General features: G+C 71.9%; 17 protein-coding genes and 1 pseudogene. 7 read left to right on the top strand and 11 right to left on the bottom strand.

Features of this window, described 5'->3' with window-relative positions; genetic code table 11:
* Positions 1 to 85: 85 nt before the first annotated feature.
* Positions 86 to 697: a TetR/AcrR family transcriptional regulator gene (locus tag AC6I72_RS35295; RefSeq protein WP_498005591.1), complete on the bottom strand. Its 612-nt coding sequence runs from the start codon at positions 695 to 697 to the stop codon at positions 86 to 88.
* 141 nt (positions 698 to 838) lie between these two features.
* On the opposite strand from AC6I72_RS35295, the gene AC6I72_RS35290 reads away from it, so the two are divergent.
* Complete coding sequence (locus AC6I72_RS35290; RefSeq protein WP_498005589.1) at positions 839 to 1702, top strand: isocitrate lyase/PEP mutase family protein; 864 nt, start codon at positions 839 to 841, stop codon at positions 1700 to 1702.
* 162 nt (positions 1703 to 1864) lie between these two features.
* Here the strand turns inward: AC6I72_RS35290 and AC6I72_RS35285 are convergent, their stop codons facing one another.
* Positions 1865 to 2371, bottom strand: a complete 507-nt coding sequence (locus tag AC6I72_RS35285; RefSeq protein WP_498005587.1) for a MarR family winged helix-turn-helix transcriptional regulator — start codon at positions 2369 to 2371, stop codon at positions 1865 to 1867.
* A gap of 171 nt (positions 2372 to 2542) precedes the next feature.
* On the opposite strand from AC6I72_RS35285, the gene AC6I72_RS35280 reads away from it, so the two are divergent.
* The 3 genes from AC6I72_RS35280 to AC6I72_RS35270 all read left to right on the top strand — a co-directional run bounded on the left by AC6I72_RS35280 (position 2543) and on the right by AC6I72_RS35270 (position 5846).
* Complete coding sequence (locus tag AC6I72_RS35280) at positions 2543 to 3973, top strand: MFS transporter (protein WP_498005585.1); 1431 nt, start codon at positions 2543 to 2545, stop codon at positions 3971 to 3973.
* 148 nt (positions 3974 to 4121) lie between these two features.
* The gene (locus AC6I72_RS35275) at positions 4122 to 4922 is read left to right on the top strand and encodes an SDR family NAD(P)-dependent oxidoreductase (RefSeq protein ID WP_498005583.1); all 801 of its coding nucleotides are present in this window, start codon (positions 4122 to 4124) and stop codon (positions 4920 to 4922) included.
* Between the two features lie 123 nt (positions 4923 to 5045).
* Positions 5046 to 5846, top strand: a complete 801-nt coding sequence (locus tag AC6I72_RS35270; protein WP_498005581.1) for an SDR family NAD(P)-dependent oxidoreductase — start codon at positions 5046 to 5048, stop codon at positions 5844 to 5846.
* Between the two features lie 153 nt (positions 5847 to 5999).
* On the opposite strand, the gene AC6I72_RS35265 is transcribed toward AC6I72_RS35270, so the two are convergent.
* The 4 genes and pseudogenes from AC6I72_RS35265 to AC6I72_RS35250 form a co-directional block, all read right to left on the bottom strand.
* Positions 6000 to 6602 (bottom strand): TetR/AcrR family transcriptional regulator, encoded by a 603-nt coding sequence (locus AC6I72_RS35265; protein ID WP_498005579.1) that lies wholly within the window; start codon positions 6600 to 6602, stop codon positions 6000 to 6002.
* Positions 6603 to 6730: 128 nt separating this feature from the next.
* Positions 6731 to 7588: an oxidoreductase gene (locus AC6I72_RS35260; protein WP_498005577.1), complete on the bottom strand. Its 858-nt coding sequence runs from the start codon at positions 7586 to 7588 to the stop codon at positions 6731 to 6733.
* A 78-nt stretch (positions 7589 to 7666) separates the two neighbouring features.
* A pseudogene (locus tag AC6I72_RS35255) lies at positions 7667 to 8500 on the bottom strand (oxidoreductase).
* Positions 8501 to 8785: 285 nt separating this feature from the next.
* Positions 8786 to 9526 (bottom strand): class I SAM-dependent methyltransferase, encoded by a 741-nt coding sequence (locus tag AC6I72_RS35250; RefSeq protein ID WP_498005575.1) that lies wholly within the window; start codon positions 9524 to 9526, stop codon positions 8786 to 8788.
* Positions 9527 to 9887: 361 nt separating this feature from the next.
* On the opposite strand from AC6I72_RS35250, the gene AC6I72_RS35245 reads away from it, so the two are divergent.
* Both AC6I72_RS35245 and AC6I72_RS35240 read left to right on the top strand, forming a co-directional pair.
* Entirely contained in the window at positions 9888 to 10397 is a 510-nt protein-coding gene (locus AC6I72_RS35245; RefSeq protein WP_498006449.1) for a MarR family winged helix-turn-helix transcriptional regulator, read from the top strand.
* Positions 10398 to 10474: 77 nt separating this feature from the next.
* A complete protein-coding gene (locus AC6I72_RS35240) occupies positions 10475 to 12037 on the top strand; it encodes an MDR family MFS transporter (RefSeq protein ID WP_498006447.1) in 1563 nt (520 codons plus the stop codon).
* A 122-nt stretch (positions 12038 to 12159) separates the two neighbouring features.
* On the opposite strand, the gene AC6I72_RS35235 is transcribed toward AC6I72_RS35240, so the two are convergent.
* The 4 genes from AC6I72_RS35235 to AC6I72_RS35220 all read right to left on the bottom strand — a co-directional run bounded on the left by AC6I72_RS35235 (position 12160) and on the right by AC6I72_RS35220 (position 20227).
* Positions 12160 to 13173, bottom strand: coding sequence for a ricin-type beta-trefoil lectin domain protein (locus AC6I72_RS35235; protein ID WP_498005573.1), 1014 nt, complete (start codon positions 13171 to 13173; stop codon positions 12160 to 12162).
* A 522-nt stretch (positions 13174 to 13695) separates the two neighbouring features.
* A complete protein-coding gene (locus AC6I72_RS35230; RefSeq protein WP_498005572.1) occupies positions 13696 to 16056 on the bottom strand; it encodes an LPXTG cell wall anchor domain-containing protein in 2361 nt (786 codons plus the stop codon).
* Positions 16057 to 16428: 372 nt separating this feature from the next.
* Complete coding sequence (locus AC6I72_RS35225) at positions 16429 to 17151, bottom strand: DUF6333 family protein (RefSeq protein WP_498005570.1); 723 nt, start codon at positions 17149 to 17151, stop codon at positions 16429 to 16431.
* A 244-nt stretch (positions 17152 to 17395) separates the two neighbouring features.
* On the bottom strand, positions 17396 to 20227 hold the full coding sequence (locus AC6I72_RS35220; protein WP_498005568.1) for an N-acetylmuramoyl-L-alanine amidase: 2832 nt from the start codon (positions 20225 to 20227) through the stop codon (positions 17396 to 17398).
* A gap of 583 nt (positions 20228 to 20810) precedes the next feature.
* Here AC6I72_RS35220 and AC6I72_RS35215 point away from each other — a divergent pair.
* Entirely contained in the window at positions 20811 to 21638 is an 828-nt protein-coding gene (locus AC6I72_RS35215; protein WP_498005566.1) for a DUF8017 domain-containing protein, read from the top strand.
* 290 nt (positions 21639 to 21928) lie between these two features.
* On the opposite strand, the gene AC6I72_RS35210 is transcribed toward AC6I72_RS35215, so the two are convergent.
* Positions 21929 to 23311, bottom strand: a complete 1383-nt coding sequence (locus AC6I72_RS35210) for a ricin-type beta-trefoil lectin domain protein (protein WP_498005564.1) — start codon at positions 23309 to 23311, stop codon at positions 21929 to 21931.
* Positions 23312 to 23458 lie beyond the last annotated feature (147 nt).

The raw sequence follows: 23458 nt of genomic DNA, 5'->3' as shown, positions 1-23458 counted from the left end.
AGCGCGGCTGGTGGTGCCGCGGCATCCCGCGGGCCGTGCTCGCGGGTGTCGCCCGCCGGTGCCCGGGGCGGCCCCGGGCCGATTCTCAGCGCATCGGCCCTTCCAGCAGGCCGGTCAGCATCCCTTCGAGCCGATCGGTGAGGTCAGCGGCATCCGCCCCGACCAGGGCCGTGTCGTGGATGATGCTGCGCATCAGCCACACGCCGAGGATCAGTGAGAGGGCGAGCGCGGAGCGCTCCCGGGTCCGCTCGCCGGTCAGCAGGCCGGCGAGGTGACGTTCCACGTGCCGTTCGATGCTCTCGCGGGCGATCTCGGCCGAGCGTGGGTTGGCGGCCGACCGCAGCATCAGCAGAAAGGGGCTGAGTTCGTCCGCTTCCGCCCCCGTGCGGGCCACCAGTGACTCGGCGATGTCGCGGCTGAGTGTGGCGGCTTCGTCGCTCACGACCGTACGCGGGGCGAAGGAGGCGTCGACCACCTCGGCGAACAGCCTCTCCTTGGAACCGAAATAGCGATTGACCATCATCGCGGTCACGCCGGCCTCTTCGGCGATCGCCCGCACACCCGCGCCGTCGTAGCCGAGCCGGCTGAACGCCTCCGTCGCGGATCTGAGGATCGCCTCGCGGGTCGCCGTCGCGTCGCGCGGCCGGCCCGCTCTCTTCGCCCGCGGAGGGCCTCGATGAGACGGAACGCTCTTCATGACCACGAGTGTAGTCAAACCTGCGAGAGAAGTCTACAGTTGCATACTTGTGAGACCGGGCAGCCGCCTGGAGGGAAGCCCGGCGGGAACCGTCGGCCTGCCGGCCGGGTGGCCGGTACGCGAAGGGAACAGGAGAGGGACATGAACGACTTGGCACGTGCGGCGTTCCGGCGACGGGTGGAGACCGGGGGGCCGCTGATGATTCCGCACTGTCCGGACGCCCTGACCGCGCGCCTGTGCGAACAGCTCGGCTTCGACGGGGGATACCTCGGCGGCGGTGGCCTCGGCCTGTCGCTCGCGATCTCCGAGGCACTGCTCTCGGTCACGGAGCTCGCCCAGGCGGCGGCCGCGATCCGCAGACGTTCTTCCCTGCCGCTCGTCGTGGACGGCGGAGTGGGCTTCGGCGATGCCGTGCACGCGACCCGTACGGTGTGGGAGCTGGAGGCCGCGGGTGTGCACGCCATCGAGCTGGAGGACCAGGTGGCTCCCAAACGGGCGAGCCACCACCGCCACGTGGAACACCTGGTCCCGGTGGAGGAGATGACGGGCAAGCTGCGTGCCGCGGTGGCGGCCCGGCGCGACCCGGACCTGCTGCTCATCGCCCGTACCGGGGCGGTGCAGAACGAGAGCTTCGACGCGGCCGTCGAGCGCTGCGAGGCGTACTTCTCCGCGGGCGCCGACGCCGTCATGCTCCTGCCGGAGACCGACGGGCAGCGGGTCGCCGCGCCCCGCCTGCTGTCCGGTCCGGTGGCTCTTCTGACGTCCTTCGACCTGCACACGCCCGAGGAGTGGGCCGAGCTCGGGTACGCGATGGTCATCGATCCCGTCACCGGGCAGGCGGCCGCCTTCACCGCGCTGCGCGAGGCCTACGAGGCGCAGCGAGCCGGACGGCGAAGTCCCCGTCCCGCAGCCGAGTCCTTCGCCGTGTACGAGGGGCTGCAGCATCTGGCCGGATTCGAGGAACTGTACGACATCGAGCGGGCCACCACGGAGCCCGGCACCTGAGCGGCACGGAGGCGCGAAACCGGGGGCCGCGGCCGGCGGGACACGGCGGACCCCCTGGTCGCGCGTGCACGCACACCTTTCGGGGCTCAGGACGAGCCTCCCGCGCGGACGGCGTCGTTCGGGCGTCCCCGAGGGCCTGCCGTGTTCGCGGAGGAGCCGGCGTCACGGCCTGTGACGCGTCTCGCCCGCCACGCTCCCGGGACCCCGGCGGGGCGACGGCCCGGTGTCGGAGTCGGCCAGCCGCTCCAGCATCCGCACGAGTGTGGTGAGGTCCGAGCGTTCCTCACGGGTGAGGGCCAGCTCGATGGCGGAGGTGAGCCAGCTCTCGCGGGCCTGGAGCCAGCGGTCCGCCTCCTCCCGGCCCCGCCGTGTCGCCGAGAAGAGCACACGCCGGCCGTCACTGGGATCCGGAGCGCGCGTGACCAGGCCGTTCTTCTCCAGCGCGGCCAGCGTCTGAGCCATCGACTGAGGCTTCATGTACTCGGCCGCCGCGAGATCGCTCGTGGTCGCGGGCGGCCCGGTCACCACGCGGTACAGCGCGGCCAGCTGGCTGCGGCTCCAGGGGCCCGTGTTCATGCCCGTCTCCGACCGGATACGGGCACGCAGCCGGTCCATGGAGCGTACGAGCTGCAGCGCCAGATCTGATGTCAGGGGTTCTTCGGCTTCCACACGGAAACCATACAGGTTACCTGAAGGCCTCGGCGGCGGGCAGGCGTGCGAGCCGTGCTTTGCGGCGACGGCCCGCGCTGGGCCGCCCACCCGCTCACCTGGCGGTGACACACCTCACCTTCAGCACACGTATTAAGGCAACCTGTTCAGGTTGCCTGTACAGTTTGGGTCATGGAACAACGCAAAGCGACGACGGCCGGCCGCGCGGCCGGGCGAGCGGCAGCGCGGCAGGGCCACGCCGGCGAGGCCGCGTCTCCCGGCTGGCGGTTCACCGCCCCCCTCATGCTCGGTTCATCCCTCAACCCGATCAACAGTTCGATCATCGCCACGACGCTGATCGCCATCGGGCACACCTTCCACGCCGGGGCGGCGTCCACCATCTGGCTGGTGTCGACCCTCTACCTGGCCAGCGCCATCGGCCAGCCCACCATGGGGCGCCTGGCTCAACGCCTCGGCCCGCGCCGCGTCTTCGTGACGGGCCTGATCCTGGTCGGCATCGGCGGGGCGCTGGGCACCGTGGCGGCGAACCTGCCGACGCTGATCGCCGCCCGCGTCGTCATCGGCGTGGGCACCTCGGCCGGCTACCCCACGGCGATGGTCATCGTGCGGCGGTGGGCCGCCGGGCACGAGTCGTCGCAGACCGGCGGAACGCTCGGAGCGCTGGCCATCGCGGCCCAGGTCACCTCGGCCCTGGGACTGCCGCTCGGCGGCCTGCTGGCGGCGGCCGCCGGCTGGCGCGTCACCTTCCTCATCAACGTCCCGCTGGTCGTGACCGGCGTGGTGATGACCCTCCTCTGGGTGCCGCGCGACCCGCCCCGCGCCGAGCGGGCCGCACAGGGCGCGCCCGAGGCCCGCCTGGACGCCCCCGGCATGATCCTCTTCGCCGGCACCATCGCGTCCCTGCTGTTCTTCCTGAACGACCTGCACCACCCGCGGTGGTGGCTCTGCACACTCCTGGTGGTCCTGCTCGTCGCCCTGGTGCTGTGGGAGCGCAGGACGGCCGATCCGTTCGTCGATGTGCGGATGCTCGCCAGGAACAAGGCGCTCAGCGCCACCTACCTGCGCGTCTGCCTCACCTTCCTGCTCAACTACTGCATCCTGTACGGCCTCACCCAGTGGCTCCAGGAGACGCGGGGTCTGTCCGCGATCGGCGTGGGCCTGCTGATCCTCCCGATGTCCGTGTTCGCCGCGCTGATCTCCATCCCCTTCGCCCGCCGCGACCTGGTCCGTCCCGCCCTGTACTGCACCGCCGTCGCGGCGGTCGTCGGTCCGGCCGGTCTGCTCCTGTTCACCTCGACCACCCCGGTCTGGGCCCTGGTCCTGGTCACCCTGGTGTTCGGGGTCGTCTCGGGCCTCGGAGTGATCGGGAACCAGGCCGCGCTGTACCGGCAGGCACCCGCCGAAGCGGTGGGTGTCGCGGCCGGACTCATGCGCACCTTCACCTACCTGGGCGCCGTCCTGTCCTCCAGCCTGATCAGCCTCTCCTACGGTGACCGGGCGACGGACAGCGGCCTGCACACCATCATCTTCGCCCTGCTCGGCCTCGGTCTCGTGCTGCTGGTGATCACTCCGTCGGGCGCCCGGAACCTGAAGGCGTCCTGACCACCCCGCGCACGCCGGCGGGCCTTCTCCACGACACGCTCCCGCCGGTCGTCGCCCAAGCCCCCGACTCGGGGCCACCTTCGACCTCCATGGTCGTTAGACGTGTCCGACTCGACGGACACATCCATCAACAGGAAGACACATACCCATGGACATGCAGCTGGACGGCAAGCGCGCCCTCGTCACCGGTTCGAGCGCCGGACTCGGCCGGGCGATCTCCGAGGCACTCGCCCGTGAAGGGGTGACCGTCGTCGTGCACGGCCGGGACGAGGCCCGCACCGAGAGCACCGCCGACCGTATCCGCGCCGAGGGCGGCCGAGCGGAGACCGCGGTCGGAGACCTGAGCACGGCCGAGGGCGCCGATGCCGTCGTCGCCGCGGCGCTCTCCGGCGGCACGGTCGACATCCTGGTCAACAATGCCGGGGCCTACGACCAGGTCGGCTGGACGGACGCCACGCCCGAGATCTGGGCACAGACGTACCAGGCCAACGTGGTCTCCGGCGTGCGGATGGTCCAGGGTCTCGTCCCCGCGATGCGGGAGAGCGGCTGGGGCCGCGTCATCCAGATCGGCGGGGGGCTGGCCGTCCAGCCCATGTCGGCGCAGCCCCACTACAACGCCTCACTCGCGGCCCGCCACAACCTAGCCGTGTCCCTGGCGCGCGAACTGAAGGGAACCGGTGTCACCTCCAACACGGTGGCACCCGGAGCGATCCTGACCGACACGGTCCGCGAGCTGCTGGAACAGATCGCCCCCGCCCACGGCTGGGGGGACACCTGGGAGGAGATCGAACGCGCGGCCGCGGAGAGCTGGGTTCCCAACGACGCCAATCGCTTCGGACGCCCCGAGGAGATCGCCACGGCGGTCGTCTACCTCGCCAGCCCACTCGCCGGCTACATCAGCGGCGCCACCCTGCGCGTGGACGGCGGAACCATTCGCTCGGTGAACTGATCCGCCCGCCACCATGTGCTGCTCCGCCGGTCGTCATTAGAAGTCTACCGGTGTATACTTCAAGGTATCGGCACACTCACCCGGCCGGCACAAGGCCGGGGAGCCCACCAGAAAGATGCAGACATGAACCTCAATCTGACCGGAAAGCGCGCGCTCGTCACCGGTTCGAGTCTCGGTCTCGGCGAGGCCACCGCGAAGCTGCTGGCGGCCGAGGGCGCCGCGCTCGTGATCCACGGCCGGGACAAGGAGCGGACGGAACGCGTCGCCCGGGAGATCCGCGAGGCCGGTGGCACCGCCACCACGGTCCTCGGTGACCTGGCCGACGACGCGTCCGCCGCCGAGGTGGCCCGCGATGCCCTCGCCGGCGGCCCGGTCGACATCCTCGTGAACAACGCCGGTTTCTACCGGCACCTGTCCTGGGCCGAGGCCACTCCCGACGAGTGGCGTGACACCTACAACGTCAACGTCGTCTCCGGCGTGCGGATGATCCAGCACCTCGTCCCGGCGATGCGCGAGCGGGGCTGGGGCCGGGTCATCACCATCGGCGGCGGCCTCGCCTCCCAGCCGATGAACACCCACCCCCAGTACAACGCCACCCTGGCCGCCCGGCACAACCTCGCCGTCTCCCTGGCCCGCGACCTGAAGGGCACGGGCGTCACCTCCAACGTCGTCTCCCCCGGCGCCATCCTCGTCGAGGCCACCAAGGAGCTGGTCACTCACATCGGCCCCGCCCGCGGCTGGGGCGACACCTGGGAGGAGATCCGGCCCAACGCCGTCAACGCCCTGATCCCCAACGACCAGGAGCGGTTCGGCGAGCCCGACGAGATCGCCGCGGCCGTCGCCTACCTGTGCAGCGACTACGCCCAGTACGTCAGCGGCGCGACCATCCGCGTCGACGGCGGACTCATCCGCTCCGCCTTCTGAGCCCCCGCGGACAGACGGACATGGCGGTGCGAGTACCGGAAAGGTACTCGCACCGCCATGTCCGTCTGCCCGGAACGACCCGGTGACCCGGCGAACGCCCAGGTCAGCGACCCAGTTCGAGGCACATTTCGACGCCAGAGGCTGAAGAACAAGCTAGGCGCCGGAGTCTTCCGCACCCTCCTCGGACTCCCCCGTCAGGGGCCGGAGCATCGCCGTCAGCAGCTCGGCGACCTCGTCATCGTCCGCGTCGGCGAGCGCGGTCGTACCCACGACGGTCCGCATCAGCCAGGTCCCGGCGACCAGAGCCAGTCCGAGCTGGGCCCGGACCTCCGCGCGGGGCCCTTCCAGCAGCCCGGCCAGCCGGGCACCCACATGCGCCTCGATGCCCTTGCGCAGAGCTTCGGCCGCCTCCGGGTCCGGCGCCGAACGCAGCATCAGCAAGAACGGATCGAGCCCCTCGGCGCCGGGCCCGGTGCCCTCGGCGAGGGAGTGCGCGAGCGTCCGCGCCAGCCCCCGCCGCTCGTCGCCGACCACTGTCGGCGGCTTGAAGGCCCGGTCCACCGCCTCGGCGAACAGACGGTCCTTGGAACCGAAGTAGCGGTTGATCATCATCGCCGTCACCCCGGCCCGCTCGGCGATCTGCCGGACCCCGGCCCTCGCGTAACCGTGCTCGGTGAACTCCACCACCGCCGCCCGGAGAATCGCCTCCCTGGTCACGGCACCGTCCCGCTTGCGACCGGCCTGCTGAGTACTCATGCGCAGGAGCATACGGGGACCGCCACCACGGGACCGGATCGGCCGCTGGGCCGCCGCGTCGAAGATGCGGCGAGGGCGCGTGGCGCCGCCGCTCTCGCGCCACGCCTGTGACTACCGCGTCGAGGCGCTCAGAGCACCGCGTGGTCGGCCGCGCCGGGGAAGTCGGTGCTGTACGCCAGGTCCTCGCCGGCTTCGAACTCGGCCTGCAGCTGGTCCAGCTTGGCGCCGATGCGGCGCTGGGCGTCGCTGCCGAGGACCACCCAGTGACGGGGCGCGGGTGCCGTGACGGCGTGGTAGATCGCCTCGGCCGCGCGCTGCGGGTCACCGGGGAACATCTCCGGGGTCAGGCTGCCCATCATGCCGCGGAACGCGCCGGCCGTGGCGGCGTAGTCCTCGATCGCTTCTCCGGATGCCTTGGTGCGGTTCTCGATGCCCGTGCGGAAGGATCCAGGCTGGATGATCATCGCGTGCAGGCCGATCGGTTCGATCTCCTGCCACAGCGCTTCGGTGAAGCCCTCCAGCGCGAACTTGCTGGCGGAGTAGTACCCGTTGGAGGGAAGGCTGGCCAGTCCGTCCATGGAGGAGACGTTGACGACGACACCGCTGCGCCGGGCGCGCATGCCGGGCAGCACGGCACGGGTGAGGCCGACCGCGCCGAAGAAGTTCACCTCGAACAGCCGGCGGTAGTCGCTTTCCTCCTGCTCCTCCAGAGCACCGATGAAATCGATCGCGGCGTTGTTGACCAGGATGTCGATGCCGCCGAAGCGCTCCTGGGCGGCGCGCACGGCCTCGGCGTGGTCCGCGGGCTTTGTCACGTCGAGCCGGAGAGCCAGCGCGGTCTGCGGGTGGCGCGCGGCCAGTTCCGTGGTGGCCTGGGTGGAGCTGGCCGTGGCGACCACCTGGTCGCCCTGCGCCAGGACGTACTCGGCCAGGGCCTTGCCCAGTCCGCTGGACGCACCGGTGATGAGCCATGTCTTGCGGGACATGCGGGTTCTCCTTGGATGCGGCGAGAGGTGTCGTGCACGGTGAGGGGGGTGGCAGACGGTGAGGTGCGGGTGAGGCCGCTACGCGGGGAAGTCCGCGGCGCTGCTGACCTCGGCCCACTTCCTGGTCTCGGCGGCGCGGGCCTCACCGGCTTCCAGGGCCATGGCCACGGCCTGCGCGCCGAGCAGGAGTCGTCGCGGCGGTTCGTCGTGGTTGACCGTGTCGATGAGGATCCGGGCCGCGCGGACCGGGTCACCGGGCTGCGTGCCGTTGTTCCGCGCCCGGTACTCGTTCATGGCGCCGACGGTCTGCTGGTAGTCGGGGCCCACGGAGTGAAGCTCCATGGAGGAGCCCTGCCAGTCCGTCCGGAAGGCGCCCGGCTCGACGATGACGACCTTGATCCCGAAGGGGGCGACCTCGCCGGCCAGAACCTCCGAGAAGCCCTCCACGGCGAACTTCGCGCTCTGGTAGGCGCTCATGCCCGGTGTGCCGCCCACCCGGCCGCCCAGTGAGGAGAACTGCACGAAGGTGCCGGAACGTTGCTCGCGCAGCACCGGGAGAGCCGCCCGGGTGACGTTGACGAGGCCGAAGAAGTTCGCCTCGAACTGGCCGCGGAAGTCGTCCTCGGCCATCTCCTCGATCGGTGCGCTGTTCGCGTAGCCGGCGTTGTTCACGACGACGTCCAGACGGCCGAAGGCGTCGACCGCTGCCTGTACCGAACGCCGGGCGGCGGCAGGATCGGTGACGTCGAGAGCGGCTGTACGGACCTGCGCGCCGTAACGGGAGACGAGATCGTCGAGTTGTTCAGGGCGGCGCGCGGTCGCCACCAGCCGGTCACCCGTCTAAAGCACCGCCTCCGCCAGGGCACGCCCGAATCCTCGGGAAGCGCCCGTGATCAACCATGTACTGGTCATCCGACACCCTCCTGTACGTAGGTGTTTCGCCTGGTTGGCGTTGTCCACCCTCGCGCCGAGGCCGTGCCGGGTCATCCGTCGTTTGACTGCTGGGTATCGGGAGTCAGACAGTCTCCCTTGGGTCAGTCGTCCGTGGTCCGGGTGTGCCGTCGACTGATGCGCGGTGGGCGCGGATCGAGCCGTTGCTCCCGGACCGGACGTCGAAATGGGGTGGCCGCCGGCGGGACCCTCGCGAGGTGATCGGCGCGATCACCCGCACGTTCCGGGCCCCCGGCACGCCTCCGGTCACGGTTTGTGGGTGACCCAGAGCAGTTCCGCCGGCCAGCGGTGTGCCCAGTCGGGCGGGTCGGTCTCGTTGTAACCGTTGGGTGTTCCGAGTTCCGGCCGCGGCTCGATGAGGTCGTCGATGACGAGACCCGCGCCGCGCAGGACCTTGACCCAGCCGCCGTAGGTGAGCTGATAGCTGGTCGCGCCGTCGCCTTCGGCGATGGTGTCCAGCCCGAAGTAGTCCTGCTGCAGCGTCGTGGTCACCCGGCCTGCGGCTTCGTCGTAGCAGGCTTCGAACCATGGGCTGGCGACGTTGAACACCAGGCGTCCGCCCCGGCGCAGGACGCGTGCGGCCTGCGGGACGGCCAGGTGCGGGGGCGCCCAGCTGAGCCCGCCGAAGTCGCAGAACACCACGTCGAAGCTGTCGGCGGCGAAGGGGAGGTGTTCGGCGGCGCCTTGCACCAGCGGGTAGCGGGCCGCTCCCATCGCGCGGGCGGCTGCGGCGAGCTGGGCTTCGGACAGGTCGAGCCCGACCACGGTGGCGCCCTCGGCGGCGAGCGCCCTGGACCACTGGCCGGCGCCGCAGCCGAGTTCGAGGACGCGCTTGCCGGTGACGTCGCCCAGGGCGTGCAGGTGCGCGTCGGGGACGGAGTACATGCCCCACAGCCGGGGTGAGGCGCCGATCTGCGGGTCGTGCTCGTGCTGGTAGTCGCTGCTGATCTGATTCCAGAGCCGCCGGTTGGCGGGGATGCTGTCCACGTGCCGACTCCAGCACTGCCTGCCGGGGGCGGTCAACACGAGGGGAGCTGCGAACAGGGCACTGACCGGCCCTCGCCTCGGTCCGGCTGCCCTGGCTCGGTCCGCGATCCGGCCTGATCCGGACGGAAGACCCCAGGAGCTGTCGGATGCCCCGCGGCGCCGAATGTGTGCGCAGCGGGCATACATGGCAGGGCGGCGTGGTTGGCACCGGTGACGTGTGACCTCGGCACCGGTGCGGCACACACGTATACGTGCTAGATATGTGTTTTTGTCGAAACTTTGCACCGCAAACCCCAGAATCTGCTTGCCTGCGGCAACCAAACAAATACGGTTGCTTGAAGCAATGACATTGGAGACCGCCGTGGCCGACAGGGCTCAGTACGAGGAGCTGGTCCGCCAGTTCAGCGCCTTCGGCGCGGTGAAACGTGAGCTGAGCCGGAGCCTGCCGGAAGGCTGCTCCCACGCGTCCGCCACCGTGCTCGCCCTGCTGAGCCGGTACGGCGACATACGTATGGGGAGACTCGCCGAACTGCTGTCCGTCGACATGTCGGTCATCAGCCGCCAGATCGCGCACATGGCCGCGCAGGGCTGGATCGACCGCTCCCCGGACCCGGCGGACCGGCGCTCACGCATCCTGCGCCTGACCCCCGCGGGCCGGGCCCAGCTCGACGAACTGTCCGACCGGACCACCCGGCTGCTGGCCGACCGGCTGAGCGGCTGGACCGACGACGAGGTCGGCGCCCTGATCCGGCTCATGGCACGGCTGCGGACGAGCTTCGGCGGCGCCTGCGAACCGGCCGGGCTCACCGCCCGGCCCGCGCCCCTGCCCGCCGCCGTCCGCCCGTACCTCCCGCAACACCACACAGACTGAGGAAGTTCATGACCACGACCACACCAGACGGTGTACGGGCACACCCCGGACCCGGTTCGAACCCCGGCGCCGTGAACATGTCCCACCGGCAGATCATGGAGGCGCTGTCCGGCCTGCTGCTCGGACTGTTCGCCGCCATCCTCTCCTCCACCGTCGTCACCAACGCCCTGCCCCGGATCATCGGCGACCTGGGCGGTGGCCAGAGCGCCTACACCTGGGTGGTCACCGCCTCGCTCCTCGCGGTCACGGCGTCGACACCGCTGTGGGGCAAACTCGCCGACCTGTTCAGCAAGAAGATCCTCGTCCAGGCCGCGCTCGTCGTCTACATCGCCGGCTCCCTGGTGGCCGGCCTGGCGCAGAACCCCGCCACCCTGATCACCGCCCGCGTCATCCAGGGCCTGGGCGGCGGCGGGCTGTCCGCGCTGGCCCAGGTCGTCCTGGCCGCGATGATCTCCCCGCGCCAGCGCGGCCGGTACTCCGGCTACCTGGGCGCGACCTTCGCCGTCGCCACCGTCGGCGGCCCGCTGCTCGGCGGTGTCATCACCGACACCAGCTGGCTCGGCTGGCGCTGGTGCCTCTTCGTCGGCATCCCCTTCGCCCTCATAGCCCTGTTCGTGCTGCAGAAGACGCTGAACCTGCCGGTGGTCAGGCGCCAGGCGAAGGTCGACTGGGCCGGCGCGTTCTTCGTCACCGCGGCCGTCTGCCTGCTGCTGGTCTGGGTCACCTTCGCCGACGACAAGTACGCCTGGCTGTCCTGGCAGACGTACGCGATGGTCGGCGGCTCGGTCCTGCTCACCCTGGTCTTCCTGTTCGTCGAGACCCGGGCCGCCGAACCCATCATCCCGCTGCGCCTGTTCCGCAACCGCACCATCACCCTGGCCTCGCTCGCCTCACTGCTCGTCGGCATCGCGCTCTTCGCGGGCACCGTCTTCTTCAGCCAGTACTTCCAGCTGGCCCGCGGTGACTCCCCGACCCGCTCGGGCATCATGACGATCCCGTTCATCGGCGGCCTGTTCGTCTCCTCCACGGTCTCCGGACGGGTCATCACCACCACCGGCAGGTGGAAGGGCTGGCTGCTGTCCGGCGGCGTGCTGCTCACCGCGGGCGTGGCCCTGCTGGGCATGCTCCGCCACGACACCCCGTACTGGCAGATCGCGCTCTGCATGGCCCTGATGGGCCTCGGCGTCGGCATGACCCTGCAGAACCTGGTGCTGTGCACCCAGAACCAGGTGGCCCCCGGCGACCTGGGCGCCGCGTCCTCCGTCGTGACCTTCTTCCGGTCCCTGGGAGGCGCGGTGGGCGTCTCGGTGCTCGGCTCCGTCATGACGTCACGGATCGGCCACTACGCCCGCGCGAGCATCGGCACCCTCAGCCCGCAGGACCAGGTGGCGGCGGCCAAGGCCTCCGGCGGCGGCACCCTGCCCGACCTGCACCTGCTGCCGGCGCCGGTCCGCACCTGGCTGGAGAGCGCCTACGGACACGGCATCGGTGACATCTTCCTGTACATCGCGCCGGTCGCCCTGCTCGCCTTCCTGGTGACCCTGTTCATCAAGGAGGTCCCGCTGCGCGCCACCAGCGGCCTGGCGCAGGCGGCCGAGACCACTGGGGGAACCGGGGCCACCGAGGAACCGGGCGCCTAGCCGGAACCGCCGCCGGCGGAAATCTCCGGCGGCGCAAACCCCCGCGGCGGACACCGCCGGCGGAGCGAACCCCCGCGGCGGACTTCGCCGCCGGGGAAACGCATCCGCGGCGGCGCCCGCCGTCAGGCGCTGGACCACTTCTGGTTGGGGGTACCGGCGCAGCTCCACAGCTGGAGGCGGCTGCCGTCGGCGGTCTGGTTGTCCCGGATGTCCACGCACTTGCCGGCGAGCTTGCTGACCAGGTCGTGCCGGACGTTCAGCCGGAACTGCTGGGCGGGGCCGCCGTTGCAGTTCGCGAGCTGGACCGTCGTACCGTCGGAGGTCTGCGCCCCGGCGGCGTCCATGCACAGGCCCATCGCCCGCACCGTCCCGTCCGGGGCGAAGGTCCACTTCTGCGAGGCCGCGTCCGAGCAGTCCCGGATCTCCAGCGGCGAACCGTCCTTGCCCCGGCCGCCGACCACGTCGATACAGCGGCTGCCGGCCGTGTGACTGTAGACGCGCACGCCCGACGAGGCGGCCCCGGAGCCGCTTCCCGGCCCGGCGCCGGAACCACCGGCAGGGGAGGCGGTCGCACCGGACGGGCCGGACCCGGTCGCCGCGCCACCGGGCGCCTGCCCGGCGCCACCGCCCTTCTCCGCCGCGCCGGTGCCGTCCGCGCCGGGCGACGCGTCCCTCTGCGCCGCCCCCGGCGAGGCGGACGCCGTGCCCTTGGACGGCCCGCCGGGCGCCGCGGACCCGGAGGCGCTCACGGCCGGGTCCGGCAGGAGGTCCTCGACGTCCGGGCGGTTGCCCGAGCCGTACACCGTGCCGCCCGCCGAACGCGCGGAGGTGTCACCGTCCGACCCGCTCAGACCGACCACGGCACCGGTGATCAGGAGCACACCGGCGACGGCGGCGCCGATCAGCAGCACCCGGCGCCTGCCACCGGGCAGCGAGCGCGGTGACGCGCCCCGGCCCGTGCCCGCCGGGGCCGGCGTCGCCCCGGACCCGGCCGGGCCCGCCCCGCCGTGTTCGCGCGGCGCGCCGCCGGTGCCGTCCCGGCCGGGCCCGGCCGCCCGGGGTGTCCCGGTGCCGCCGAAGGAGGCGGTGCCCCGGGCCGCGGACCCCAGGGACGAGAACTGCGCCAGCCGGGGCACGGTGACCCGCTCACCCCTCTCACCCGGGTCCGTGCCTTCGCGCTCACGGGCACCGCCGCCGTCACCGGCGGGCGGCACGCCACCGCCCCCGGGCCCGCTCCCGAACCTGTCCGCGAGCGCGCCCTTGCGGCGCTTGGGAAGGCCGCCGCCCGTGCCCGGCCGCGCCGTCCGCCGGTCCGCCCCGCCCCCGGAGGGCGGGCCGGAGGTACGGCTCGACGCGGCATCCGGTGCCGGCGCGTTCGGCGGCGCGGCCACGGGGACGCCCCGGGGGACCTCACGGTCCGGAGGAGGCGACGGGTGCGGGGACTTCATGGGTGTCCTTTCGGGGCGCGGGCGGCCACCGCACCGGCACCGGTCCGGCGCCGCACGAGTCGTCTGGCCAGGAGCGGGGAGACGATCCCGCGCCGCCGGGTGGGGTGGCAGGCGGCCGGACAAGGACCCCGCACACCGGTAACGGAAGCGGCAGCCGCCCAGTTCACCTGAGCGGCTGCCGCGCCGGTCACCGAGGGAGCCGGGCCGGTGTCACCTGGCGCTGCTCCTGCGGCGGCGCATCCACCACACCAGTGCCCCGCCCGCCACGGCGAGGGCCGCGGCGACGCCGGCGATCAGCCCGACGGGGGTGTCGGAACCGGTGTGGGCGAGGCCGCCGTCCGGTGTGTGGTCCGCGGGCGGGGTGCCGGTGCCGCCGCCCGGTGTGCGGGTGGGGTGCGGAGCGGGGGCCGGTCCGCCGCCGCTGTGCGTGGGGGACGGGGCCGGCTCGTGGGTGGGCGTCGGGGTCGGGGTCGGGGCGGGCGAGGGGACGTTCTCGTCGGTGGTGCCGCCCAGGTAGACCTCGTCGCTGTCCCGGTAGGTCACCTCGGCCTGCTGCGACGTCCTGGTGGTGGCGTCCAGGCCGGGGTGCTGGGTGGTGAACTGGGTACGGCTGATGTTGCGGCGGGGCGCCTTGGAGAAGTCGACACCGCCCACCGACAGGATCCACACCTTGCCGTCATAGGTGCGTTCGAACTTGTAGTCACCGTGCTGGAACGAGTACAGGTACTTGTCGTAGACGGTCTTCTTGTCCCAGTTCCTGTTCTCGCCCCGCAGCGGCCACCGCTTCACGTCGTTGCTGTCGATGATCCCGTGGTAGTCGGTGGGGGAGACCGCGTCCTGGCGGCGGACGTACTCGGCGGCGACCCGGGAGGAGTACACGCGGCGCAGGTCGGCGTAGGCGGCGTCCTCGTTGACGCGCCGCTCCAGCTCGGGCTGGATCATCGTCCTGACGAGCGCCTCGGCCCGCTTCGTCTCCGCCTCGCCGACGTGGCACGCGCTGGGAGGCACGTCCGGGCCGGTGGGCACCTCCATGTTGACCTTGAGCGGGGCGTCCAGGATGTAGATGCCGCCGTCCTGCTCGCGCACCTGCGCGGTCTTCGGGGTGATCCACTGCCGGATGATCGGCAGGCACGGCTGGCCGCTCGCCGTGCGCGGCAGGGCCTGCCAGAAGCGTTCGCCCCGCTGGGACTTGTCGGGGTTCATCGCGTCGGCGTAGTCGTGCTTGAGGGTGAGGTCCGCCTCCAGCAGCACCCGGCCCGCGTCGGTCCTGGCGAAGTCCTTGTCCAGGATCAGGTCCGGGCGCACCGGGTTGAGGTTGACCCAGAACTTGTCCGGGGTGAGCGCCAGCCACGTGAAGAACGAGTCGGAGGCGAGCGTGAGCTTGGCCTCGCCGCCCCAGCCGGGCTTGTTGTCGGGGTCGGCCGCGTAGCCGGCCTTCAGGGAGTAGCGCAGCCCCTGGCCCTTGACGGGCCTGCCGACGAAGTTCATCTCCAGGGTGGAGAAGTCGATACCGCCGGGGCCCCGGCCGAAGTAGCCGCCGCTGTTGCTCTGCCGGTACCCGCGCTGGATGCTGTACGCCTCCTGCGGGGTCCTGCCCGAGCGCAGCGCCTGGTCGAACAGCGGCCCGCGCATACCGGACTTGAGCGGGTCGGCGTTGAAGCGCTTGTCGTACCTGGTGTAGACGTTCGGCTTGCCGGTCCGCTCGATGGCGTTCGAGCGGCGCTCGTACACGCCCGCCTGGGTACGGTTGGTGCCGCGCTGCTTCTTCAGGTCGTCGTCGAACTGCTTGATGGCGTCCTTCGTGGACTTCTCGGTGCGCGCGCCGGTCAGGTACCGGTACGTCGACTTCGGCCGCTCCCTGGCGAGTTGCCGGTCGGCGTCGATCTGGTCCTTCCGGACCTCTCCGTTCGACTTCATCTCCACGTTGTGGTCGCGCGGCCGGTTGCGGGCGTCGACCACGCGGTAGCGCTTCTCCCCGGTCTCCGGGTCCGCGTACTCCAGGACGTCCTGGCACCACCAGTCCGGGCCGACCATGTTGTACTTCTTGACCATCCGGGCCTCGAAGGCGTCGCCCCGGGCCGGGTTGCCGTGGGCGCCGACGTAGCGCACGTCCAGGAACCGCTGGAAGTCCTTGTAGCCCGTCGTCGCGTTGTACTGCTTGTTGTAACGGGCGTAGATCTCCATGGCCCGGTCGCCCGGGTCGCCGCTCTTCTCGTACTTGCGCTGCCAGGCACGGTAGTTGGTGCCCGCCTTCTGGCGCTGCGCCTCCGTCGGCGCGGGCAGGCCGTCGTACGCCTTGGCCGGGTTGTCGTAGGTGTAGTTCTCGTCGTTCGGCCAGGCCTCGTACGGCAGCGTGTCGGGCGGTCCCGAGTTCGGCGGCGTGGTCGGGTAGGCGCGGCCGAGCCACTTCTCGTCGCACCGCTGGGTCTTCACGTTGGGCTGCTTCGCCGCGTACGCCGCGCCTTCGAAGCCCGGCAGGCCGCCGCAGGTGACGGCGGTCGCGGCCGCCACGGCGAGTGTCGCGCGCAGCCAGGTGCGGGGCACGCGCGGTGCCCCGGCTGTCCGGTTCATGTGGTGTCTCCCCCTGGGAACCCCCGTGCTCTTCAGGAGAGTTGGTGGTGCACGGCGCGTGAGGGGGCTCCGGTTCTGTGGTCTGAACACGCCGCTGGAGGCCTCACTGTAGGGGCGCCGGGCCGGTACCGCCCGGCGGCATGCCGAGCATGTTCCCGTCAATACGACATTTTCTCCGGACCGTCACGGGAACCTCACGACCAGGGTCTCCCGTCCGGCTCCGGCCGGACCCTGCGAGCCCGCCGTGACCCGAACGGCTAGGTCCTGTCGTCACATTCCCGTCGTCCGCCCGGAGGGCGGGCCTCGCGGCGTCAGGTGCGGCGAGAGTGCGTGCATGGCGTCGCGAGGCAGGCGGGAATGTGACGACAGGGCCTAGGACAGGCCCTGGAGCCAGGTCTCCTCCATGTCGCCGGTGGCCTCCTCGGTGTGCCGGACCCGGAAGACGGACGCCGTGAGGCCGCGCCGGTCGAGCGGGGCGACGCGGGCGAGCGCCAGCCGCACCAGACCGGACCAGTCGAGGGTGCCGGGCTCGTCGCCGGGGTCGACGCCCCGCTCGGCCAGGCGCGCGGGGTCGATGCCGAAGGCCGTGACGACCTCGGCCGGGTCCCCGAGGACGGTCCAGTCCGCCTCGCCGCCCCAGCCCGCCGCGAAGACGTTCACGCCACTGGGATGGATGAACTTCCACGCCTCGTGAGGGGAGTTGTGGTCGACGACCGCGGAGGCGACGACGACCGCGCCGGGCAGGCGCCCGGCGAGCGCGTCCGCCTGCTCGTCCACGGGGAAGGTGCCGGCGGTGTTCGCCAGCGCCGCGTCACGGATCTCGGTCACACCTCCCCAGCAGCCGACCCGGACGAGATCGAGGTCGCTGCGCGTCCACAGGGGGATCGCGTCGGTGGCCGGGACGGTGCCGAGATCACCGAGGACGGCATCGACCGTGCCGAACGCGGCGGCGAACTCCCGGGCGCGCACCGGGTCATGGTCGGCGAGCGGCCCTTCGGGTCCGGGATGGGGGGAGTGGACGACGGTCAGACGGAACTCCCCGTGCCGCGCCACCGGTTCGTCCGGAGCACTGTCCCAGAAGCTGTTGTCGGTCATGGGGCCACCGTAGCGGCCCTGCCCCCGCCCCCCGGCCGGTCGCCCGCGCCCCGGCCGCCGGAGCCGTGACCGGGACACCGGGCGGCGTGGCCGGGCTGCCGGGGGGCGGGGGCAGGGCCGCGACACGTCGGACCGTCCGCCCGCGGCGCCACGGCACGCCCCGGAGTACGGGACGGCCGCGGCGCCGCGGGCGGACGGTCCGACGTGCCGCCGCGCCGGCGTCCAGCCGGTGCGGCGGCGGACGTCAGAGGATGGTGTTGTAGGTGTTCCAGCCGCCGCCCACGCTGGACTTGGTGGCGAACGGCGCGGTGGCGCTGGACTGGCCCTTGTAGAACCAGAGCCCGCCCGAGCTGTCCCGGCCGACGAGGTCGGGCTTGCCGTCCTTGTCCAGGTCACCCGGTCCGACCAGCACGTTGTACGTGTTCCAGCCGGGGCCGACACGGGTCTTGGTGGCGTAGGGGGCGGAGGCGTTGCCGGTGCCCTGGTACAGCCACAGCACGCCCGAGCCGTCCCGGGCGATCAGGTCGGCCTTGCCGTCACCGGTCACGTCACCGACGGCGGTCAGGTTGTTGTACGTGTTCCAGCCGGGCCCGATCCGGGTCCGCGCCGCGAACGGCGCGGAGGTGCCGGTGCCCTGGTACAGCCACAGCACACCCGAGCTGTCGCGGCCGATCAGGTCCGGCTTCCCGTCACCGTTGAGGTCACCGGCGCCGGTCAGGCTGTTGTAGGTGCTCCAGCCCGAACCGACCTTGGTGCGCGCCAGGAACGGCGCCGACGACTTGCCGCTGCCCTTGTAGTACCAGAGCACCCCGCTCTTGTCGCGGGCGACCATGTCACCGGTGCCGTCGGCGCGCAGCGCCGTCAACGGGGTGAGCACGTCGTACGTGTCCCAGCCGCCGCCCACGCGGTAGCGCAGCAGGAACGGCCCGGAGGCGCTGCCGCTGCCCTGGTACTGCCACAGCACACCCGAGGCGTCCCGGCCGAGGATGTTGTTGCGGTCGGTGGCCGGGTCCGGCGCCGTGCCCTTGACCAGATCCACGTCCTCGGCGCGCACCCAGGCGAGCCGGTGGTTGTAGCGGATCGGGTAGAAGGTGTTGCTGCCCACCACCATCACACGCGACCCGGTGCCGGTGCCGTCGATCAGACCGCTGTTGTAGTACGAGCCCTTCACGGCCGCACCGGCCAGCACGTACTTCTGGCCCGCCGGGATGCTGTACTTGGTCAGCGAGGCGCTGTTCTGGTTCTGGACCGAGACGCCGGTGCCGGCGTAGTCCGTGTCCTTCGGGTACGTGCGCCCGTACACGGGGACCGACGTGGCGCCCGCCTTCGGCACGACCGTGTCCGGTGTGCCGACCGCGGTGGCGAACTGGCCGCCCTGGTTGTAGAACCAGGCCTTCTGCCCGCCGTACCAGATCGCGGTCCAGTCCCGCTGCGCCTCCGCGACGACGTACTCGCCGCCGGCCACCACCTTGTTGGCCCAGTTCGGGCCCTCGGTGGCGGTCTGGCTGCCCAGGTACGGGTCGGACAGGGCCGGCGAGCTGGTGGACGGCTGGGTGTACAGGTAGCCGAAGTTCGCCGGCTGCCTGTCGACGGCCGAGCCGCCGTAGGTGATGGTCGGCTGGTTCGCCGTGGTGAACGGCGGCACGACCCGGATCACCTGGCCGGCCTTGTACAGGCCGCCCGCACCGCTCGCGCCGGTCGGCGCGCCCAGCAGCTGCATGTAGTGGTTCCAGTCCCAGAACGGGCCCGGGTCCCAGTGCTGCGACTTCACATTGGCGTCCAGGACGCCCGGCACCTCGTCGTGACCGAGGATGTGCTCACGGTCCAGCGGGATGCCGTACTTGGCGGCCAGGTACTTCACGAGGGTCGCGGAGGACTCGTACTCCGGCTCGGTGTACCAGCTGCCCTTCTTGATCGCGTAGCCCTCGTGCTCGACCCCGATCGAGTGCATGTTGACACTCTTGTTGCCCGCGTGCCACGCCTCGTTCTTGTTCTCGACGACCTGGGTGACCTGGCCGTCCGAGGCACGGACGATGTAGTGGGTGCTGGCGTAGGAGGCCGGGTTCTGGAAGACGTTCAGCGAGGCGTCGTAACTGCCCTCGGTGTCGTGGATGACGATGGAGTTGATCTCACCGCCGGCCACGGGCCGGTTGGCGATGTTGTAGTTGCCCCAGTCGTCCGGGCCGCTGTTCTGCTGGTACGCGGCCGGCTTGAAGTCGCACTTCAGGGTCGACGGGCAGTCCGCGGTCGCCGCGGCGGTGACGGTGGCGACCGTCGCCTTGGCGAGCTTGAGGTCCGCCTGCTGCGCGGGCTGCACCCCCGGATCGGCCGCGAGCGTCACGTACTCGCCGTCCGCGGTGACGCGCTGCTCACCGGTGCGGATCGAGTCGTACACGCGGTTCGCGAAGAGCTGCGCGCCCTTGGTGTCGGTCGCCTGGCTGGCCCGGGCCACCGCCGGGTACCAGGCACCCGGGTCCTTCGGCAGCGAACCGGCCGCGTCCTTCTGGTACTCGGCGAGCAGGGCGGCACCCGCCCGGATGCTCTGCCGGGCGTCGCCGCGCACCTGCTGCGACGGGACGCCGATGAGTCCGGCGGCCTCGTCCAGCGTGTGCAGCCGGGGGTCGCTCGTGTCGACGGCCCGCTTGCCCGCGCCCTTGAGCGCCTTCGCCGCGTCGAAGTGCTTCTCCACGGCCGGGTCGCCGCTGCGGTTCATGCGGTCGAGCTGCCGCTCGCGCGACGCGGCGTCGTCCTCCAGGCTGCCGGGATCGACGTCCGTGAGCCCCATGACGTTGTACGCGCCCGTGGTGCTCGGCAGCCCGTCGTGGTCCTCCCAGAGCGTCTGCCGGTACGAGACCGCCATCAGGACGCTCAGCGGGACGTCGAACTCCTTCGCGGCCTTCTCGAACTCGGCCTGCAGCCGGGCGCCGGGACGGGCGGCCTGGGAGCCGTCCGAGCCGGTGAGCCCGGGGGAGGCCACGGCCAGTGTGCCGGCCGTGGCGGCCACGGCGACGGCCGAGGCCGCGGCGTAGACGAGCAGTCTCTTCTTCTTGCGGCCTCTGCGATGGTCCGCGCTCAAATTCCACCCCTGGTCTGTGCTGGATGTGCAACGTGAGGTCGTTGCAGTTCACCCTTCAACGGGGTGGACGGTACCAACGCCGTCCGCGTCCCGGGCACGGGGGCGGTGTCCACGCGGTGTGCGGGGGCGCAATCGCCGGATGAGAGCGGCGAACAGAAGGGGGCTCCGATCAGCGGGCGCCGCCCGCCGGGACCCACTTCTGCCTGCGGAAGCTGAGCCCTTGACGTGCCGTCAGCCTGCCGGGGCCCTGCGGGCAGCAGAGCCCGGCGCACCGCGGCGCGGAGCCCGTCGACCTCCTCGTCGGCACCCCGGGAACGGCTCTCGCATAGGGTTACCGCCCATGTGGCCAGCAGAGCAGCCGCCAGGGGGCGGACAGGATCCGCAGCAACCGGTGCCGGGGCAGCAACCGGACCCGTACCGGCGGCCGGACCCGTACCGGCAGCCCGGGCACGACGGGTCGGGCCCGTATCAGCAGCCCGGGCACGACGGGTCGGACCCGTATCAGCAGCCCGGACATCATCCGAACCCTTACCAGCAGCCGGCCCGGCAGTGGAACGCGCCGCCCCCGCCGCCCGGTGCGCCGTTGGCGCCGCCCCCGGGACCGCCGGGCGGTGGCCGGGGCCGCACCGGGCTCGTCGCCGTCGTCGCGGCGGCGGCCGTCGTGATCGCCGCGGGAGTGACCGGCTACGCCCTGCTCGGCGGCAAGGACGACGAGGCCGCTCCCGGCCCCGGCCCCACCACGTCCGTGACCTCTTCCCCGTCCGGGCAGCTAAGTCCGGACAACCCACGGACCGCGGACACCGGCACCGTCACGGCCACCGTCAAGGGCTGGAAGGCGGTGGTGAACCCGAGCGCGGGCATCGCGTTCGACGTGCCGCCGCAGTGGGGGCTGCGGTCCACCAGCTGGGTCACGTACGTGGCCGACAACGACGACCCGGACGACAAACCGCTGATCGCCATGCGGGCCCCGGCGTTCCTGAAGGAGCAGTGGTGCGCCTCGGACGGCGACAGGGACGGCAGGCCGGACTACGCACCGCTCGCCGCGGCCGGCTCCCGGCGCAACAACGGCGCCCGGAGCACCGGGGACATAGCCCGCGACGACCCGGGGAGCTGGGTGTACGGGCAGTACACGCAGCCGGACCGGACCAAGGTGAAGGCGGGCCCCGTCGAACCGTTCACCACCGCCTCGGGGCTCAAGGGCAGCCTCGGCAGCGCCTGGTCCGTGGGCGTGGACAGGTCCGCGAAGTGCGCCACGGACGGCAAGGCGTGGACGTTCGCCTTCAAGGACGCCCAGGGAGACCTGGCCTCCTGGTCGTTCTTCGCCGCGAAGGGCGTGTCCGGCGAGGTACCGGACGCGACCGTGCGGAAGATCGCCGCCACGGTACGGACCTACCGGCCCCCCTCCACCTGACGGGGGAGGAGGCCGACCCGGCGCCGGCCGCGAATGCCGGTGCGGGGGACGGCGCGGGCACCGCGAACGCGGTGCACAGCGCCGTCCGCCCGCCCCGGCGGGAGGGGAGAGGCGGCACGGGGCCCTCGTCGGACGTGCGCGTGATGCCGCCGTCACGGGACGGTTCGCCGCCGCGCAGGCCGTCCCCGCCTGACGCGGTCGCGCCGTGCCGCCGACCGCCCGCGCGCTCGGCACGTGCCCGGACCTCGCCGCCGGCGGGGGAGGAGGGGCCGCCCGCCCGGACGTACGGGTCAGCCGGCGTACTGGGCGAAGACGCGGGTGAAGTCCCACGGCTGCTGGGAGACGCCCGAGCAGGTGTCGGCGCCGCCCCCGGTGCACGGGCGGTCGCGGTTGACCGACCAGAAGGTCAGCCGGGCGAGGTGCCGCTGCTGGGCGTAGGCGAGGATCGTGCGGAAGTCGGCGACGGTCACCGTCTCGGAGTCGTCGGTGACGCCGTTCATCGAGGAGATGCCGGTGTGCCGGTAGGCCTGGTCGTCGGTGTACCCGTAGGCGTTCTTGACCGCCGTCTTCAGCCCCTCGGCCGCCTGGACGCTGAGCTGGCCCATGTTCTGGCCGGCGCCGCCGAAGTCGAACGGCATGACGGTCCAGCTGTCCACCGTGAGCCCGGCCGCGGCGGCCCGGTTGATGAGGCTGTTGTCGGGGCCGTTCTGACCGGTGCCGAAGGTGACGTACACCTTGAGGCCCGGGTTGTTCGCCTTGACCGTCTTCAGCGCGTCCACCGTGCGCTGCTGCACGGTCGGGCTGTCGTACGCCGCCGCCTCGATGTCGATGTCGATCGCCTTGAGCCCATAGGTGCTGATCAGCTTCTGGTAGGCGTTGGCCAGTTCGCCCGCGCTGCCGCAGGAGCTCTCCAGCTTGTTGCCGCTCCAGCCGCCGAACGACGGGATGACGTCGCCGCCCGCGGCGCGGACGGTGTTGATCGTCTGCTGGTCGACGCCGCCGGTCAGGGGCCGGCTGCCGTCCCACTGGGGGTTGCAGTAGCCGTTGCTGAGGACGAAGGCCAGGGTGAACCACTTGACGCCGGTGGCGTTCATGACGGTGGTCGGGCTGGGCGGGCTGCCCCACCCGTTGTAGAGGTAGGGAGCGACGGCCATGGCACCGGGGCCGGGGGCCGCGCCGCCGCTCGGCGCGGTCCACTTCTGGTTCGCGGCGCCCGTGCACGTCCAGATCTGCAACGGAGTGCCGTTGGCGGAGCTGTTGCCGGTCGCGTCCAGGCACTTGTCGGCCTGGGGGTTGACGATGTCCCGGGCGGCGGTCACCGTCCACTGCTGCGCCGCGGTGCCGTTGCAGTCCCACAGCTGGGTGCGGGTGCCGCTGGCGGTGCCGCCCGAGGCGACGTCCAGGCACTTGCCGAGCGCGCGGATGGTCCCGTCGGAACCGACGGTCCACTGCTGCGCGGCGGTGCCGTTGCAGTCGTAGAGCTGCACGGCCGTGCCGTTGGCGGTGCCGGCGCCCGCGACGTCCACGCATTTTCCGCCGATGCCGGTGACGGTTCCGGTGGCTTGCGCGGCGGCCTGCGCGGGCAGGGCGCACAGGCCGGTGAGGAGAGCGGCCACGGCCGTTGCCGCCAGCGTGCCGCGCGTCGCCGGTCTGCGGGGGGATGTGGAGAGCATGTGTTCCCTGTCCTGTTCTGCGGCGGGGCAGGTCTCGGCCCGTTTCCGCCGCCCGGCCGGCCGCGCGGCACGGTGCTGTCCTGCGCATGACAGACAGGGGAGCGGGCGGGGCCAGGACCGTTCGTCCGGCCGCGGTCGGTGGGGGAG

The organism is Streptomyces sp. Xyl84 (assembly GCF_059731885.1).
This window is presented reverse-complemented; position numbering and strand designations above follow the sequence as displayed.

Coding starts and splice junctions, on each gene's coding strand:
- AC6I72_RS35295 (WP_498005591.1), bottom strand. CDS start 697: ATGAAGAGCGTTCCGTCTCATCGAGGCCCTCCGCGGGCGAAGAGAGCG.
- AC6I72_RS35290 (WP_498005589.1), top strand. CDS start 839: ATGAACGACTTGGCACGTGCGGCGTTCCGGCGACGGGTGGAGACCGGG.
- AC6I72_RS35280 (WP_498005585.1), top strand. CDS start 2,543: ATGGAACAACGCAAAGCGACGACGGCCGGCCGCGCGGCCGGGCGAGCG.
- AC6I72_RS35275 (WP_498005583.1), top strand. CDS start 4,122: ATGGACATGCAGCTGGACGGCAAGCGCGCCCTCGTCACCGGTTCGAGC.
- AC6I72_RS35270 (WP_498005581.1), top strand. CDS start 5,046: ATGAACCTCAATCTGACCGGAAAGCGCGCGCTCGTCACCGGTTCGAGT.
- AC6I72_RS35265 (WP_498005579.1), bottom strand. CDS start 6,602: ATGAGTACTCAGCAGGCCGGTCGCAAGCGGGACGGTGCCGTGACCAGG.
- AC6I72_RS35260 (WP_498005577.1), bottom strand. CDS start 7,588: ATGTCCCGCAAGACATGGCTCATCACCGGTGCGTCCAGCGGACTGGGC.
- AC6I72_RS35240 (WP_498006447.1), top strand. CDS start 10,475: ATGTCCCACCGGCAGATCATGGAGGCGCTGTCCGGCCTGCTGCTCGGA.
- AC6I72_RS35230 (WP_498005572.1), bottom strand. CDS start 16,056: ATGAACCGGACAGCCGGGGCACCGCGCGTGCCCCGCACCTGGCTGCGC.
- AC6I72_RS35225 (WP_498005570.1), bottom strand. CDS start 17,151: ATGACCGACAACAGCTTCTGGGACAGTGCTCCGGACGAACCGGTGGCG.
- AC6I72_RS35210 (WP_498005564.1), bottom strand. CDS start 23,311: ATGCTCTCCACATCCCCCCGCAGACCGGCGACGCGCGGCACGCTGGCG.